Genomic DNA, 14949 nt, shown 5'->3' on the forward strand with positions numbered 1-14949 from the left:
TGGACATGGCGGTGGAGATGACCGTGGACATGGCGGTGGAGATGACCGTGGAGATGGCGGTGGAGATGACCGTGGACATGACCGTGGACATGGCGGTGGAGATGACCGTGGACATGGCGGTGGAGATGACCGTGGAGATGACCGTGGAGATGGAGGCGGAGGAGGCGCAGTAAAGCCGTAGCGACGGCGCCTAAAAAGCGTTGTAAAGCTAGCGATGTAGGCCCTTCGGCAACACCATAGGAAGATCGTTGATCTTCGAAAGGCGCCATTCTTGACGCCTCCGAGAGAGGGCTTGAGCCGTTTACCTGCACGGCTTTGGAAACGCGCCCGCGCGGTGTACATTTACCGGCAACGCGGCGACGCCGCCCCAAATGGGTGCGGCCCTCCCCGGCGAGGGGGAGAGCCGCTTTGCACCTCTCGACTGGAAAGGTGTGCCTCTATGGTACATCGGAAAAATGGTGAAAAGAAATACCGCCTGCGCAAGATACTGCGCAAGGTGGCGCCCGCGGCCGGGATCGCCGGCCTAGCTACGGTGGCGCTCGCGTGGCCGACTCTGGACGGGCCGATCAGTGCTGTGCTCACCGGCGTGCTGGTCTGGCGCGGCGGTCAGCGCGGCGATTAGTTCCAGCCCGCGGGCCGATGCCGTCGAGCAGGTGAGAGGTCACCTGCTCGACGGCATCTTTTATCGCGGCGTGGCATCGGATCCTCGAGTGTCGCGGCGTGTGCCGAATGGGTCAGTGATCCCTCGTCCCTGACGGGCGATCACGCGCTGCCTGCCTCATCGCTGAACCGTGATGATCGAGGTTTGCAGGCAGAGCTTGCCCGACCGGGGGATGCCAGTCCCTCAACCGAGGCGCTGACCACCTCCAGCTTGTGCCAGATGCGTGCCAGATGGGGCAGTAACTCGCGGTCACTCGCGGATAGTCAAGGGCAAGCCAAGTTCGATCCGACCGCAGATCAGCCGTGTCTACCTGATAGAAGAGTCCTGACCTGCAAGCCTTTGCAAGGCTGGGGTCCTGCGAGCTGACATCGGCAGTGACATCAACGGAGGGGAACAGTGCGGTAGTTGGCGGCACCTCCGAGCGTGTGCTGACTGAAGCCGAGCAGCGCGGACGCCGATGAGGCGATCGGCCGAGCGAATTTGCAAGGCGGGGGTTAGGGGTTCAAGTCCCCTTGGCTCCACAAGCACAAAGACCCCTCACCGATCACGGTGAGGGGTCTTTCATGCCAGATGCGTGCCAGATCTGATCCGTCGGAATTCGATTGCGGTGCGAGCGGGTGTCCGGAGATCGTGGTCGCATGGGATCGACATCTGCCGAAGCTGAGGCCGCTCCCACGCTTGCTCCAGAGATCCTGGACTACTACGCGCGGGGCGGCGAAGAGAGCCGGCTGCGGTACGGCGTCGGGCGATTGGAGCTGTGGCGTACGCAGGACATCCTGCGACGCGTGCTGCCTGAGCCCGGTGGGCGCTTGCTCGACGTTGGCGGTGCGAGTGGGGTACATGCCGAATGGCTTGCGGCGGACGGCTGGCGCGTGGAGGTCGTTGATCCGGTACCGCTTCACGTCGAGAAGGCCGGGGCGCTGCCTGGTGTCACTGCACGGTTGGGAGACGTACGTGCGTTAGACGCCGAGGACGCGTCTGTGGACGTCGTGTTGCTGCTTGGACCGCTGTACCACCTGCCTGAACCGGCCGAACGGCACAAAGCCCTCGTGGAAGCGGCGCGGGTGGTACGCCCGGGCGGCACCGTCGTCGCGGCGACGATCAATCGGCACGCCGCGCTGCACGATCAGCTGAATCGTGGGGGTTGGTTCGAGCCCTGGCGGCAGGTTCGCCTGATCGAGACGTCAGCGACTGGAAGGGTCGACGCTGCCGGCGGCGAGTTCACTACCGCTTACTTGCATCAGCCGGACGAGATCGCCGCCGAAGTCGCGGCAGCCGGTCTCACGGTCAGCGGGCAGTACGGGATCGAGGGCGCCGCGTGGTTGTTCGGCGGCATCGACGCTTGTCTCGACGACGAGGCTAAGCGCGCGGAGCTGCTTAAAGCGCTGCGGATCGCCGAGTCCGAGCCCACCCTCCTCGGGATCTCAGCTCACCTACTCACCGTGGGCGTGCGGCCGTAGGTCTGCTTCGGCCGCACGCCCTTCGGTCATCCGCGCGAGCCTGTCGTTCGTCGGAGTCTGCCGGCGCCCGTGAGTGCTCGTATGCGCTTATCAGTGGTTACCGCTGTGGCGGCCGGACGAGCTCGACGAGGACTCGGCGCCACCGTCAGGGTCTGACGGATCGTCACGGTCGACCGCGTCCATCCGCTTGACCTCGGCGTCGTTCGCGGAGAGCGCGGCGTTGACCGCGTCGTCCTCGACCCACGCCTGCTCGCGCGAGCGTTGCCAGAGCACCGCCGCCGTGCCGATCGCCGCTCCGGCCGCCGCCGCACCGCCGAGCAGCCACAGCTTGCGGTGGCCGCGGCCGCGGTGGTTGATCTGCTCGATCTGGGCCGTGGTCACCTGGCCACGCGCGGCCGCGAGCGCCGCATTGGCCCGGTCGGAAAGCTCCGCGCGCAGAGGAGCAGAACGCTGCATCGCCTCGTCGGCCACGCGCGAGGAGAACTGCACCGTCGCCGGCACGATCTCATCGCGGACCTTCGGCACGATCTCGTCACGAACCTTGGGCACCAATTCGTCGCGGACCTTGTGCGACGCGTCCGTAAGGACGGGTACCACCACCGCTCGCGCGTGCTCCAACCGAGGCCCGGCCTCGGTGCGCAGCGTCTGGTACTGATCACGGAGCCACGGCTGAACGGAACCGCGTTCCAGGGGCTTGGAATGGCTCGTCTTCATCACGGCTCGGCCCTTCACCCTTCCGTCGTTGGGACGCCTCCCGCCTTCCCTGGACCGCTATGACTATGCGCAGATTGCGCCGTTAGGAGAAGGACTTTCCCGGCTTATCAGGACAACATCACCGGGATGTCCTCGGTCAGGATGCGGGATTGATACGGATCAGCTACCGCGGCGCAGTGAACCGGCGGCGCGTGGGAGGATGTGCAAGGACATGCACCGGCCGGCTTATGCCGGCCGAGAGCCGGAACCTGGGGGACGTTCCGCAACGCAGCGAGCGATGGAAGCGAGGGCCGTCATGGCCGAGGAGACCTACGCCGTGCTCAAGACTACGCACGGGGACATCACCGTGCGGTTGTTCCCGAACCACGCGCCCAAGACGGTGCGCAACTTCGTGGAACTGGCCGAGGGCGGCAAGGAGTGGCTCGACCCGCGGACCGGGCAGAAGACGACCGCGAAGCTGTACGACGGCACCATCTTCCACCGCATCATTCCCGGCTTCATGATCCAGGGCGGCGACCCGCTCGGACAGGGCACCGGCGGCCCCGGTTACCGCTTCGACGACGAGATCCACCCGGATCTCGCATTCAACAAGCCTTACCTGCTCGCCATGGCCAACGCCGGGCTGCAGGGTGGGCGTGGAACCAACGGCTCACAGTTCTTCATCACTGTGGGCGAGACCACCTGGCTCAACGGGAAGCACACCATCTTCGGCGAGGTCGCCGACGAGGCCGGTCGCAAGGTGGTCGACGCCATCTCCAACGTGAAGACCGGACGGCTGGATCGTCCTGTCGACGATGTGGTGCTCGAGTCCGTGGTGATCGAGCGCCGCGCTTCTTGACGGGCGGTCAGCGCGGCTGATCGCCAACCGGGCCGACCCGGCCCGCCTTCATCGGGGATTGGACTGTGACAATGCCGTCCGACGAGCTGCCGGCGCCCACCTCAGGCGCCGGTGCCGTGTCGGGTCCGCCGGTGTGTTTCCGGCACGCCGACCGAGAGACGTATCTTCGGTGCTCGCGGTGCGAGCGATCCATCTGTACCGACTGCATGGTGCCCGCGCCGGTCGGCTTCCAGTGCCCTGAGTGCGTCCGCGGCGGCAATCGCGAGGTGCGTGAAGTACGCACGATCGTGGGCGGGAAGCAGCACGCTCGACAGGGCATCGCCACCGCCGTGCTGATCGGCGTCTGCATCGTGATGTTCGGCCTCCAGGAGGTCGTCGGCCCGGCGTTCACACACCGGATGGACCTCGAGGCGATGACGCCGCAGATCTCCTCGCTGCCCAAGGCCGGGCACATAGGAGTCGCGTACGGCGACTGGTACCGCCTGGTCAGCTCCATGTTCGTGCACCTGAACTGGCCGCACCTCGGCATGAACATGCTGTCGCTGTGGTGGATCGGCGTGCCTGTGGAATCCAGGCTCGGCCGTACCCGCTATCTGCTGACCTACTTCACGTGCGGTATCGCGGGCTCGGCTGCGTCATACGCCTCGCTACAGCCGTACGGGGCGAGCCTGGGTGCGTCGGGTGCGATCTTCGGACTGCTCGGCGTGCTGGCCGTGCTCGCTTACCGAGAAAAGCTGAACATGCAGCCGGTCATCACCGTGATCGCGCTGAACCTGGTCTTCAGCTTCACCGTGAGCGGGATCAGCTGGGAGGCACACGTCGGCGGCCTGGTCGCCGGGCTGGTCCTCGGCGTCGCGTTCGCCTACGCGCCGCGACCCCGCACGGTAATCGCCTGGTTCAAGAATCCACAGAACGTCATTCCGACCGCGACCGGTTCGGCGGTGCTGCTCGCCGCTGTGATCATCGTGCTTATCCACACCTCACAGCTGCACTCTCAGGTGGGGGCGAGCGTCCTCGACGAAGCCTGGATCAGCCTGCTGGGATAGCAGTTCGGCAGCGGCTCGCAGAATGCTGATCACCCAGGGTTATCCACAGATCGTGTGAACTTTTCCACACTGTGGATAACCTGTGGAGAACCCTGCCCTGAAGCTGTGGATAACTCTTCTGCCTGCGGAAATGATCTGGAGCCCCGGTCGAGTACGACCGGAGCTCACAGCGTGGGCCGCGGGGTCAGCGCCAGCGGGTCGAGGTGACGAAGCCGGCCGCGATGAAGGCGAAGCCGATGACCACGTTCCAGGCGCCGAGATTCGAGATCCACTGCAGGTTGAGGTAGTACGAGACGATCCAGGCCAGGCCGATCACGAAGAACGCGACCATGAACCGGGCCACCCAGGCCGAGGACTCGACCTTGATCTTCTGCACCCTCTGCTCGGGCGGGGTGTAGGCCACCTTCTCCCGAGTCTTCGACTTCGGCACGGAACTCTCCTGCTCACTGGCTCAGCGACAGCTGTACGGCACCCATAGCGTAGCCGTGTGCGGCGCGTGGCAACAGCGGACGAGCGGCTTTCTCAGGCTCAGCTGCGGTGTGTCTGCCGGATCTTAGGAAAGTTAGCGGTAAGGTAGCTCGGCGTCACTGAGACACTACATAGGATCACCATTCGGGCGGACGGTCTGACGACTGCCCGCCACGGGTGGCGCAGGACCGAGGAAAGGCAGCGAACGGCGCGTGTACGCGTGGATCTGGCGGCATCTGCCCGGAACGCTGTGGGTGCGCGTCCTGTGGGTGCTCATCATCTTCGCCGTCGTCGTCTTCGTGCTCTTCCAGTTCGTTTTCCCGTGGCTGGAGCCGCACTTGCCGTTCTCAGGGAACGGTTCGCTCTCCCAGTAGCGACTACGCTGACCCCATGGCGCGCATCCTGGTGGTCGACAACTACGACTCGTTCGTCTTCAACCTGGTCCAGTACCTCTACCAACTCGACGCCGACTGCGAGGTGCGTCGCAACGACGCCGTCACCGTCGGGGAGGCCGACCAGTACGACGGCGTGCTGCTCTCGCCCGGACCGGGCACGCCGGAGGAAGCCGGCATCTGCGTGGAGATGGTCCGGCACTGCGCCCGGATCGGTAAGCCGCTGTTCGGCGTCTGCCTCGGCCTTCAGTCGATCGCGGTCGGGTTCGGCGCCGTCGTTGACCGCGCCCCAGAGCTGCTGCACGGCAAGACCAGCCTCGTCAGGCACGACGGCGCGGGCGTCTTCGCCGGCCTGAAGAACCCGTTCACCGCCACCCGCTACCACTCGCTCGCGATCCAGCCCGGCTCGCTGCCCGAGGACCTCCTCGTCACCGCCCGCACCGACACGGACGTGATCATGGGCGTGCGGCACGCCAGCCTGCCGATCGAGGCGGTGCAGTTCCATCCAGAGTCCGTGCTGACCGAAGGCGGCCACCGCATGCTGGCCAACTGGCTGGCCGTGTGTGGCGACGCCGGAGCCGTCAAACGCTCGGACGGCCTCGCGCCCGTCGTGGGTGCGAGGCCGTCCGAGGTGGTCAGCCGCTAGGCCGGTTCAGCCGGCCGACTTGTCGCCGGCCGGCTCCGCCCTCAGCCGTTGCCGCCGTTTCCTCCGCCACCGCCGAGCAGGCCACCGCCACCGGACGGCGTGGCACTCGGCGACGGGCTGCTCGACGGGCTCGCGGCTGGCGAGGCGCCCTGCGAACAGAACACCTTCACCGTGCTGCCCTTCGCGGCCTGCGCGTTGGCGCCCGGGTCGGTCCCGATCGCATTGCCGGCCTGCACGTCGTTGCTGAACTGGTTGACCTGCTGCGTTTGGAACCCGGCGCCTTGAACTGCCTGCAGCGCCGAGGTGCAGCTCTGGTTGATGACCGACGGCACCGTCGCGTTGCCGGGACCGTTGGAGACCACCACGGTGATCGTCGTAGTCAGCGGAACCGTTTGTCCGGCCAGCGACTTGCCGTTCCCGTCCTGCAGGTCGATCACGTTGCCGGCCGGGACCGTGCTACTCGACTGCCCCTGCTCCACCAGGTTCTTGAACCCGTTGTTGCGCAGCGTGTTCTCCACCGTGTCCTTGGTGTTGGTGTTCAGCGCGTCCTTGCCCGGCAGCGTCTTCTGCTGCGGCCCGGTGGACATGCAGTAGTTCACCGCGGAACCGGAGCTGGCGCTGGCCCCGCTCTGCGGGTTCTGCGAGATGATCTGACCGGCCGGGACCGTGTCGCTGTTCGCCGCGTCACCGGAGCAGGTGTTGCTGCCGATCTTCAGGCCGTTCGCGCCGAGTACCTGCTCCGCCTGCGCGAGCGTCTTGCCGGTGATCGGCGGCACCGCCGTGGTCTTGCCGTTCGAGCTGTTGCCACCCAGCAGCTTGTTGAAGACCACAAAGGCGAGCACGATCGCGATCACGGCGACGACGGCCAAGATGATGTACCCGGTCTTGTCGGACTTCTTGTTGCGTCCGCCGTTTCCGCCCGCCGTGTCTCCGCGACGACGAACCGCATCCTCCGGCGGTGCGTCCTCGAACGAGGGCTGATACTGCGTCGGCTGGTAACGCGTCGGCGGCCCGTACCCGGCCGTGGTCTGCCCAGCGCCGTAACCCGCCGCGCTCGAGACAACCTGCGTCGGCGCATTCGCAGCGCCATAACCCGCCACGAGTGTCGGGGCCGCCGCGATCGGACGACCGTCGAGCGCCCGCTCGATGTCCGCGCGCATCTCATCGGCGGACTGATAACGCTCGTCCGGGTGCTTGCCCAGGGACTTGAGCACGATCGCGTCCGCGACCGCGGGGACCTCGGGATCGTGGTGCGACGGCGGCAGCGGCGCCTCCCGCACGTGCTGGTACGCCACGGCGACCGGCGAGTCACCGACGAAGGGCGGCCGACCGGTCAGCAGCTCGTACAGCAGGCAGCCGGTCGAGTACAGGTCTGAGCGCGCGTCGACCGTCTCGCCCTTGGCCTGCTCGGGGGAGAGGTACTGCGCCGTGCCGATGACCGCGGAGGTCTGGGTCATCGTCATGCCCTGGTCGCCCATGGCCCGCGCGATGCCGAAGTCCATCACCTTCACCGCGCCGGCCCGGGTGAGCATCACGTTGGCCGGCTTGATGTCGCGGTGGATGATCCCGTTGCGGTGGCTGTAGTCCAGCGCCTGGAGCACACCCGAGGTGATCTCCAGGGCCCGCTCGGGCAGGAGCCGGCGGCCCGAGTGCAGCAGATCGCGCAGCGTCGAGCCGTCTACGTACTCCATGACGATGTAAGGCAGCGACACGCCGCCGATGTAGTCCTCGCCGGTGTCGTACACCGCGACGATCGCCGGGTGGTTGAGTGAGGCGGCGGACTGTGCTTCGCGGCGGAACCGGGCCTGGAACGTGGCATCCCGCGCCATGTCGGCGCGCAGCGTCTTCACCGCGACCGCACGGCCCAGCCGGATGTCGCGCGCCATGAACACCTCGGCCATGCCGCCGCGACCCAGTACCGCGCCGAGCTCGTACCTGTTGCCCAGGCGACGCGGCTCTTCCATCTGTTCAGCCCTTCCCCTGTCGCCGTTCCGCCGAGCCCTGTGCCCGCGGGAGGCGGCGATCCGCCGGGTTCCGTCTCAAACCTGCTCTGCGCGATTGTTTCACGGCGAGCGAGGCGCGCAGTAGAGCTTGGCGGCAGTGGCGTCGTACCTGCGCGCCGGGGGAGCACGAGCCGGGTCTCCGGAGGGTTCACTCCCGCCGGGTCACCGGCGCCGGTCGGGCACCGCCGGATGACCTACTGCCGGATCACTTCTGCGAGCCGAGCACCGCCTGGATCACGTCCTTCGCGATCGGCGCGGCCAGCGTGCCGCCGTAGATGTCACCCGCGTTCGGGTTGTTGTCCTGCACCAGCACGGCGACCGCGACCTTGGGGTCGTTCGCCGGGGCGAAGGACACGAACCAGGCCAGCGCGTTCTGCCCGGCGCCTCGCTGCGCGGTGCCCGTCTTGCCTGCGACTTGGACGCCGTTGATCTGTGCTGCGGTTCCCGTGCCGTTCTGCACCACCGAGACCATCATGTCCTTCAGCTGGTTCGCCTGGTCGGAGGTGATCGGGTTGTACAGCTGCTTCGGCTCGGTCGTGGAGATCACCCCGCCCTTGGTGTCCAGCTCCTGCTTGACCAGGTAGGGCGCCATCATCACGCCACCGTTCGCCACCGTGGCGGCCATCAGCGCGCCCTGCAGCGGGGTCATCCGGACGTTGAACTGGCCGATCGCGGACTGCGCCACCGAGGCGTCGAAGGTCACGTTCTTCGGGAAGGCCGAGGAGGCCGCGGTCATCGGCACCGAGGGGCCCTGCTGGTTGAAGCCCCACTTCTCGGCCTCGGCCTGCAGCTTCGCGCCGCCGACGTCGAGGCCGACGGTGCCGTAGACGGTGTTGCAGGACTGCGTGAAGGCCTGGATCAGGGTGGTGTTGCCGCAGGTCTCGCCGGCGTCGTTGGACAGCGAGGCGTTGGTGTCGGGGAAGGTCAGCACGTTCAGCGGCGACTGGATGACGGTGTTCTCGTCCACCGGCTGGCCGTTGATGCCGTTGTCCATGGCTGCGGCCGAGGTGATGATCTTGAAGGTGGAGCCCGGCGGGTAGGTCTGCAGCAGCGCGCGGTCGAGATTCGGCTGCAGCGGGTCGGCGGCCAGCGCGTTCGCGGCCTTGGCCTCGTCGGTGGTGTTGTGCGTGGCGAGCTTGTTCGGGTCGAAGGACGGGGCGGAGACCAGCGCCAGGATCGCGCCGGTCTTCGGGTCGAGCGCCACCACCGCGCCCTCGACCTCCTTGCCGTTGCCGACGTTCGCCAGCCCGTTGTACGCGGCCTGCTGAGCGGCGGCGTTGAGCGTGAGCACCACCGAGCCGCCGCTCTTGCCCTTGTTCTCGATCGTGTTGAGGAACTGCTGCGTGGCCAGCCGCGAGTCGGTGCCCTGCAGCAGCGCGTTCTCGTAGTGCTCGATCGAGGTGGAGCCGTAGTTCACCGAGAAGTAGCCGGTCGCCTGGGCGTACAGCGGGCCGTTCGTGTACTGCCGCTGGTACTTCAGGGTGCCGGTGGTGGGCACTGAGGTGGCGATCGCCTTGCCGTCCACGATGATCTCGCCGCGCGGGTTCTGGAACGCGTAGATCAGGTTGCGGCGGTTGTCCGGGTGCGACGAGTACGACGACGCGTTGACGAACTGGATGTAGTTCGCGTTCACGAACAAGGCGGCGAACAGCGCGAGGCAGAAGATCGCCACCTTCTTGATCGGCCGGTTCACGCCTGCACCACCTGGGTCATCTCGTCACTGAGCGGAATCGCGGGCGGCAGCGGGCGCCGGGCCGCGTCGGAGATCTTGATCAGCAGCGCCACCAGGATCCAGTTGGCCATCAGCGCGGAGCCGCCGTAGGCCAGGAACGGCATCGGCAGGCCGGTCAACGGGATGATTCTGGTCACCCCGCCCGCGGTGATGAAGACCTGGAGCGCGAAGGTCGCCGCGAGGCCCGCGGCGAAGAGCTTGCCGTAGGGGTCGCGGACCAGCAGCGCCGTCTTCACGCCGCGCACCACGATGATCGCGTACGCGATGAACAGCGCGGTGAGCCCGACCAGGCCGAGCTCCTCGCCCACCGTCGCCAGCATGAAGTCGGCGTTGTTGGCGAACCCGATCTGGGAGGAGTAGCCGCGCCCGAGGCCGGTGCCGAACAACCCGCCGTTGGCGAACGCGTAAAGCGACTGGGCCAGCTGCCGGGTCTGGCCCGTCACGTCCGAGAACGGGTGCAGCCAGGCGTGCACGCGGACCATCACGTGCGAGGACATGTTCGCGACCGCGGCCGCGCCGCCGACGAACAGCAGCAGGCCGAAGATAAGCCAGCTGGTGCGCTCGGTGGCCATGTACAGCATGATCACGAACGCGCCGAAGAACATCAGCGAGACGCCGAGGTCGGTCTCCCGGATCAGGATCAGCATCGCGAAGGCCCAGCAGACCAGGATCGGCCCGAGGTCCCGGCCGCGCGGCAGGTAGAGCCCGAGGAAGCGGCGGCTGGCCAGCGCGAGGGCGTCCCGCTTGGCGTGCAGGTACGCGGCGAAGAAGCTGACCAGCAGCAGCTTGCCGAACTCGGCCGGCTGCACCGAGAAGCCGCCGAGCCTGATCCAGCTGCGCGCGCCGTTGACCTCGGAGATGCTGGCCGGCAGCACCGCGGGCAGGGCGATGAGGAAGAGCCCGACCAGCGCCGAGAGGTACGCGTAGCGCTGGAGCACCCGATGGTCGCGTAGGAAGATCACGATCACGATGAAGACGGCGAGGCCGAGCACGGTGTAGATCGCCTGGTTCGGCGCGGCGCCGCCCTTCGGGGCCAGCTTGTTGGCGATGTTGTACGGGTCGAGCCGGTAGATCAGCACCAGGCCGAGCCCGTTGATCATCGCCGCGACCGGAAGGATCACCGGGTCGGCATAGGGGGCGAAGCGGCGCACCACGAGATGCGCGGCCAGCAGCGCCACGCCGAACTCCGCGCCCAGCGCCACCAGGTTGGCCGGGGTCTTGTTGGTCATCGCCTTGCCGACGTCGGCGTACGCGAACAGCGCGATGCCGAGCGCGAACAGCAGCAGCAGCGCCTCGACGTTGCGCCGCTTGGGAACGTCCGGCTCGGCGGGGGCCTGGGCCGCCGAGGCGGCCAACGGCGTACTCGTCATGCGCATCACGTTCCTGTCATCCTGGTCGCCGACGCCGCGGTCGGCTCTCGCCCGTCGCCGTCGTCAGCTTGACCCGTTACCCGACGCAGAGCCGGAAGCACCCGGACATTGCGCCGAGAGTTGGTTCGATTCGGCGATGCTCGCGCTGGGCGACGGGCTCGGGTTCGGGGCCGGGGACTTGCTCGCCGTCGCGGACGGCTTACCGGTCCCCGTCGCCGCGCCGGTCGCAGACGGAGAGACGCTCGCGGATGCGATCGGGTTCAGCGAGGGGCTCGGTGCCGTGGTCAGGGCCGTGCAGTCGGCGCCGAGCACCGACAGGGTGTGCACGATCGACTGGGCGTCAGACAGGCTGGTCGCGGTTATCGTGTTACGCACCCATTCCTGACTGGCCGTCGGCAGGGTACTCACCGCGACCTGCGGGTCTGTCGAGTACACGTGCGAGAGGCGGAAACCGACAATGGATGTGTTCACACCCTGGTAGATGGCGACTTTGCCGTTATCGGATGCAACGTAGTACTGCTGCTGCGTCCAGTAGTACGCGCCACCGCCAAGGCCGCCGACCACCACTACGACCGCGGCCACGCCGATCACCACCGGCTTCACCCAGCGTCGCCGCTTGGGATCGGGCGCCCAGTCGCCTACTTGGGGACCCTCCGCGTCGTCGGCGGGCTTTTCGTGCCGGTCGCGCCTGCGCAGCCGGGCCGCCCTGCCCGCGGGGGTGTCAGCCGGGATCTCGTCGGTGTTTCGCGGCGCCGCGCCCGCGTTTGGCCCGCCGGGCGGGGCGGGCGGTGCGCCAAAAGAAGGCAGGCCGGCACCTCCGGCGTGCTCGGCGGCCGCTCCCACCGTCACCGGCATCTCGATGTACTGAGTCTCCGCGTTGGGTGAGGAGCCCGGGGCGCTCGGGTCGAAGACGTCGGCCACGATGCAGGTCACGTTGTCCGGCCCGCCGGCCCGCAGCGCGAGCTGGATCAGTGACTCCGCGGCCTGATGCGGGTCCGCGTATCCGGCGAGGGTCGACTCAAGGGTGTCGAAGGACACGAAGCTGGACAGGCCGTCGCTGCACAGCATCAACCGGTCCCCGGCCTGAACGTCCGTCAGGGACAGGTCCGCGTCGGCGACCTGGCCGCGACCGTCGAGCGCCCGCATCAGCAGGGAGCGCTGCGGGTGATGCCCCGCCTCCTCCTCACTGATCCGACCCTCGTCCACGAGGCGCTGCACCCAGGTGTGATCCGCCGTCAGCTGTTCGAGGCGACCGCCGCGCAACCGGTATGCCCGTGAGTCGCCGATGTGTGCGAAGGCGACGCTCTGCTCGCTGAACAGGAACGTGGTGAGGGTGGTGCCCATCCCCTCGAGCTGAGGATTGTCCGTGATGATCGAGTGCAGCCGCTCGTGCGCCTCGCTGATGCGTTCGGCCAGGGCGTGCACCGGATCGGCCGGAGGCTGCGGCGTGGCCGGGGTGTCCAGCTGCGCGATGGTCTGCACCACGACGGAGGAGGCCAGCTCGCCCGCCGCCTGGCCGCCCATCCCGTCGGCCACCACCAACAGCCGCGGCCCGGCGTATCCCGAGTCCTCGTTGCCGTCGCGGATCAGCCCGACGTGGGAACGGGCCGCATATCGCAGGGACAGGCTCATCTACGCTTCTTCCGCTACTTCCGCAGCTCGAGGACGGTCTTGCCGATACGGATCGGCACGCCCACGGGAACCGGGGCGGGGCCGGTGAGCTTAGTCCGGTCCAGGTACGTGCCGTTGGTGGAACCCAGGTCTTCCACCACCCACTGGCCCGAGGAGTCCGGGAAGATCCGGGCGTGGCGGCTGGAAGCGAAGTCGTCGTCGAGCACGATAGTGGAATCGTGCGCGCGGCCGAGCGTGATCTGCTGCGTTCCCAGCGGAACGCTGGTGCCCGCCAGTGAGCCCGAGGTGACCAGCAGCTTGGTCGGGGTGCCGCCCCGGCGCGGGCGCGCGGCCGCCTGGCCGACCGGCACGGCCCCGGAGACCGGCCTGGCCGAGGGCCGCGCGGCGCGGATCCGCGAACCGGCGGCCCCGAACAGATCGGTGCGAATCACCGCGATCGAAATCAGGACGAACACCCAGAGCCCGGCCAGCAGACCCAGCTTCATCAGGGTGAGGGTGAGACCGGTCATCGTCCTTTACTAACTCCTCGAAGCGGTTGCCGCGCGGAAACCGTACCCTGAGACGCCGGATACGCCATACCCGCCGGCATGGTACGGGCAAGCGTTATCACCCGCACTGACGTCGGCGCTCTCCGGTTCGGTTCAGACCTGCCGGAAGACGATCGTGGTGTTGCCCAAGTGGATCACCGACCCGTCCCGCAGCTGGGCCTGGCGCACGTGCTGGTCGTCCACCACGATGCCGTTGGTCGAGCCGAGGTCGGAGATCACCGAGGGCGACCCGGTGCGGATCTCGGCGTGCCGCCGGGACACCGAGGGGTCGTCGACCCGCAGGTCCACATCGGTTCCACGGCCCATAGACGTCACCGGACGGGTCAGCGGATGCCGCACGCCGTTGATCTCCACCCAGAAGGAGGGAGCGGACTGACCGCCCATCGGCGGGCCGGCCGGCGGATACCCGCCCGGAGCGGGCCGCGGGGGTGCGCCCACTCCGCCGACGCCGCCCATTCCGGCCATGCCCGCGCCCACGCCGCCCGGAGGCGGGTAGCCCGGAGCGCCGCTGTACGGCGCGTAGCCTGCCGCAGGGTCCTGGTAGCCGCCGGGACCGCCCGGGCCCGGCATCTGCACCACGCCGGCCAGTGCCTGCGAGCGGATCCGGAACATGCCGGTGGCCAGGTCGGGAGCGCGCTCGAACTTCACCTCGACCGGTCCGACGAACATGTAGCGCTGGTCGCGCCCGTGCTCCTGGACCAGGTCGGCGAGCTCGGCGGAGAGCGGGGCCGCATACGTCGTGAGCCGGTCGTAGTCGTGGTCGCCGAGCTCGACGGTGAAGTCGTTCGGCACCATGGTGCGGCCGCGGCTTACCACCGCCGCGCGATCGTCGCATTCGCGTTGCAGCGCGCTGGCGATCTCGACGGGCTGCACCTCCGACTTGAAGGCTTTCGCGAAGGCGCCGTTGACCAACCCCTCAAGGCGACGCTCGAAGCGCTGTAGAACTCCCACGGACACCCCCTTCAGGCGTGTAGGCGGTCGCTGGCAGGCTGCACGCGGCTCCGCGCCGCGGCCGTCGGACGACCGGGCCGGTTACGTGTGCACCTCGTACTCTCTCATTGCGCGCGCGTTCGCCGCAGCGCCGCGCCCGTAAGAGTGAGTGCGAGGCAGGTCAAGCTGACGTTTCGCCACTGATCGTATCTTCGCCGACCGGACGGACGTCACCTGTTCGCCACCATCCTCCCCCGCGGCGGGGATTCCACGCGTCCGCAGTTTGCTACCGCCTCGAAACGATTTGGGACCGCGCCAGGTCGACTGCTATGGTCATCCTCGTTACGCGCGAGTGGCGGAATGGCAGACGCGCTGGATTCAGGTTCCAGTGCCCGCAAGGGCGTGGGGGTTCAACTCCCCCCTCGCGCACCGAGGTGCACCGACGAAAGTCGGATGCCAGGGTGATGTTATTTAGGCGGAGATGGTCACTGACCATCTCCGCCTTTTTG

General features: G+C 67.7%; 14 protein-coding genes and 1 tRNA gene. 7 read left to right on the top strand and 8 right to left on the bottom strand.

What is annotated here, in order from left to right:
- Positions 1-439: 439 nt before the first annotated feature.
- Positions 440-622 (top strand): hypothetical protein, encoded by a 183-nt coding sequence (locus VFA06_RS09345; protein ID WP_324840052.1) that lies wholly within the window; start codon positions 440-442, stop codon positions 620-622.
- Between the two features lie 677 nt (positions 623-1299).
- Positions 1300-2121, top strand: coding sequence for a class I SAM-dependent methyltransferase (locus VFA06_RS09350; RefSeq protein ID WP_324840053.1), 822 nt, complete (start codon positions 1300-1302; stop codon positions 2119-2121).
- A 90-nt stretch (positions 2122-2211) separates the two neighbouring features.
- On the opposite strand, the gene VFA06_RS09355 is transcribed toward VFA06_RS09350, so the two are convergent.
- Positions 2212-2721, bottom strand: a complete 510-nt coding sequence (locus tag VFA06_RS09355; protein ID WP_324840054.1) for a hypothetical protein — start codon at positions 2719-2721, stop codon at positions 2212-2214.
- Positions 2722-3130: 409 nt separating this feature from the next.
- Here VFA06_RS09355 and VFA06_RS09360 point away from each other — a divergent pair, with 409 nt between their 5' ends.
- Both VFA06_RS09360 and VFA06_RS09365 read left to right on the top strand, forming a co-directional pair.
- Positions 3131-3673: a peptidylprolyl isomerase gene (locus VFA06_RS09360; protein WP_349260128.1), complete on the top strand. Its 543-nt coding sequence runs from the start codon at positions 3131-3133 to the stop codon at positions 3671-3673.
- 206 nt (positions 3674-3879) lie between these two features.
- Positions 3880-4719 (top strand): rhomboid family intramembrane serine protease, encoded by an 840-nt coding sequence (locus VFA06_RS09365; RefSeq protein ID WP_324840056.1) that lies wholly within the window; start codon positions 3880-3882, stop codon positions 4717-4719.
- Positions 4720-4903: 184 nt separating this feature from the next.
- On the opposite strand, the gene VFA06_RS09370 is transcribed toward VFA06_RS09365, so the two are convergent.
- A complete protein-coding gene (locus tag VFA06_RS09370; protein ID WP_324840057.1) occupies positions 4904-5149 on the bottom strand; it encodes a cell division protein CrgA in 246 nt (81 codons plus the stop codon).
- Between the two features lie 250 nt (positions 5150-5399).
- On the opposite strand from VFA06_RS09370, the gene VFA06_RS09375 reads away from it, so the two are divergent.
- Both VFA06_RS09375 and VFA06_RS09380 read left to right on the top strand, forming a co-directional pair.
- Positions 5400-5561 (top strand): hypothetical protein, encoded by a 162-nt coding sequence (locus tag VFA06_RS09375; protein WP_324840058.1) that lies wholly within the window; start codon positions 5400-5402, stop codon positions 5559-5561.
- A gap of 16 nt (positions 5562-5577) precedes the next feature.
- Entirely contained in the window at positions 5578-6225 is a 648-nt protein-coding gene (locus tag VFA06_RS09380; protein WP_324840059.1) for an aminodeoxychorismate/anthranilate synthase component II, read from the top strand.
- 41 nt (positions 6226-6266) lie between these two features.
- Here VFA06_RS09380 and pknB read toward each other — a convergent pair whose 3' ends face one another.
- From pknB to VFA06_RS09410, 6 genes are all read right to left on the bottom strand, one after another.
- Complete coding sequence (gene pknB, locus VFA06_RS09385) at positions 6267-8189, bottom strand: Stk1 family PASTA domain-containing Ser/Thr kinase (RefSeq protein ID WP_324840060.1); 1923 nt, start codon at positions 8187-8189, stop codon at positions 6267-6269.
- A 244-nt stretch (positions 8190-8433) separates the two neighbouring features.
- Complete coding sequence (locus VFA06_RS09390) at positions 8434-9921, bottom strand: penicillin-binding protein 2 (RefSeq protein WP_324840061.1); 1488 nt, start codon at positions 9919-9921, stop codon at positions 8434-8436.
- Positions 9918-11330: an FtsW/RodA/SpoVE family cell cycle protein gene (locus VFA06_RS09395; protein ID WP_324840062.1), complete on the bottom strand. Its 1413-nt coding sequence runs from the start codon at positions 11328-11330 to the stop codon at positions 9918-9920. Before VFA06_RS09395 ends, VFA06_RS09390 begins: the two co-directional genes overlap by 4 nt.
- 63 nt (positions 11331-11393) lie before the next feature.
- The gene (locus tag VFA06_RS09400; RefSeq protein ID WP_324840063.1) at positions 11394-12962 is read right to left on the bottom strand and encodes a PP2C family protein-serine/threonine phosphatase; all 1569 of its coding nucleotides are present in this window, start codon (positions 12960-12962) and stop codon (positions 11394-11396) included.
- A gap of 14 nt (positions 12963-12976) precedes the next feature.
- Positions 12977-13471, bottom strand: a complete 495-nt coding sequence (locus VFA06_RS09405; RefSeq protein WP_324840064.1) for an FHA domain-containing protein FhaB/FipA — start codon at positions 13469-13471, stop codon at positions 12977-12979.
- 132 nt (positions 13472-13603) lie between these two features.
- Positions 13604-14461, bottom strand: coding sequence for a DUF3662 and FHA domain-containing protein (locus VFA06_RS09410; RefSeq protein WP_324840065.1), 858 nt, complete (start codon positions 14459-14461; stop codon positions 13604-13606).
- 325 nt (positions 14462-14786) lie between these two features.
- On the opposite strand from VFA06_RS09410, the gene VFA06_RS09415 reads away from it, so the two are divergent.
- Positions 14787-14869, top strand: a tRNA-Leu gene (locus tag VFA06_RS09415).
- Positions 14870-14949: the final 80 nt, after the last annotated feature.

This window comes from Actinocrinis sp. (assembly GCF_035653575.1).
Lineage (GTDB): Bacteria > Actinomycetota > Actinomycetes > Streptomycetales > Catenulisporaceae > Actinocrinis.

Excerpts from the sequence above, each read along its gene's own strand:
- VFA06_RS09345 (WP_324840052.1), top strand. The coding sequence starts at position 440 with ATGGTACATCGGAAAAATGGTGAAAAGAAATACCGCCTGCGCAAGATA.
- VFA06_RS09350 (WP_324840053.1), top strand. The coding sequence starts at position 1,300 with ATGGGATCGACATCTGCCGAAGCTGAGGCCGCTCCCACGCTTGCTCCA.
- VFA06_RS09360 (WP_349260128.1), top strand. The coding sequence starts at position 3,131 with ATGGCCGAGGAGACCTACGCCGTGCTCAAGACTACGCACGGGGACATC.
- VFA06_RS09365 (WP_324840056.1), top strand. The coding sequence starts at position 3,880 with ATGGTGCCCGCGCCGGTCGGCTTCCAGTGCCCTGAGTGCGTCCGCGGC.
- VFA06_RS09380 (WP_324840059.1), top strand. The coding sequence starts at position 5,578 with ATGGCGCGCATCCTGGTGGTCGACAACTACGACTCGTTCGTCTTCAAC.
- pknB (WP_324840060.1), bottom strand. The coding sequence starts at position 8,189 with ATGGAAGAGCCGCGTCGCCTGGGCAACAGGTACGAGCTCGGCGCGGTA.
- VFA06_RS09395 (WP_324840062.1), bottom strand. The coding sequence starts at position 11,330 with ATGACGAGTACGCCGTTGGCCGCCTCGGCGGCCCAGGCCCCCGCCGAG.
- VFA06_RS09400 (WP_324840063.1), bottom strand. The coding sequence starts at position 12,962 with ATGAGCCTGTCCCTGCGATATGCGGCCCGTTCCCACGTCGGGCTGATC.
- VFA06_RS09405 (WP_324840064.1), bottom strand. The coding sequence starts at position 13,471 with ATGACCGGTCTCACCCTCACCCTGATGAAGCTGGGTCTGCTGGCCGGG.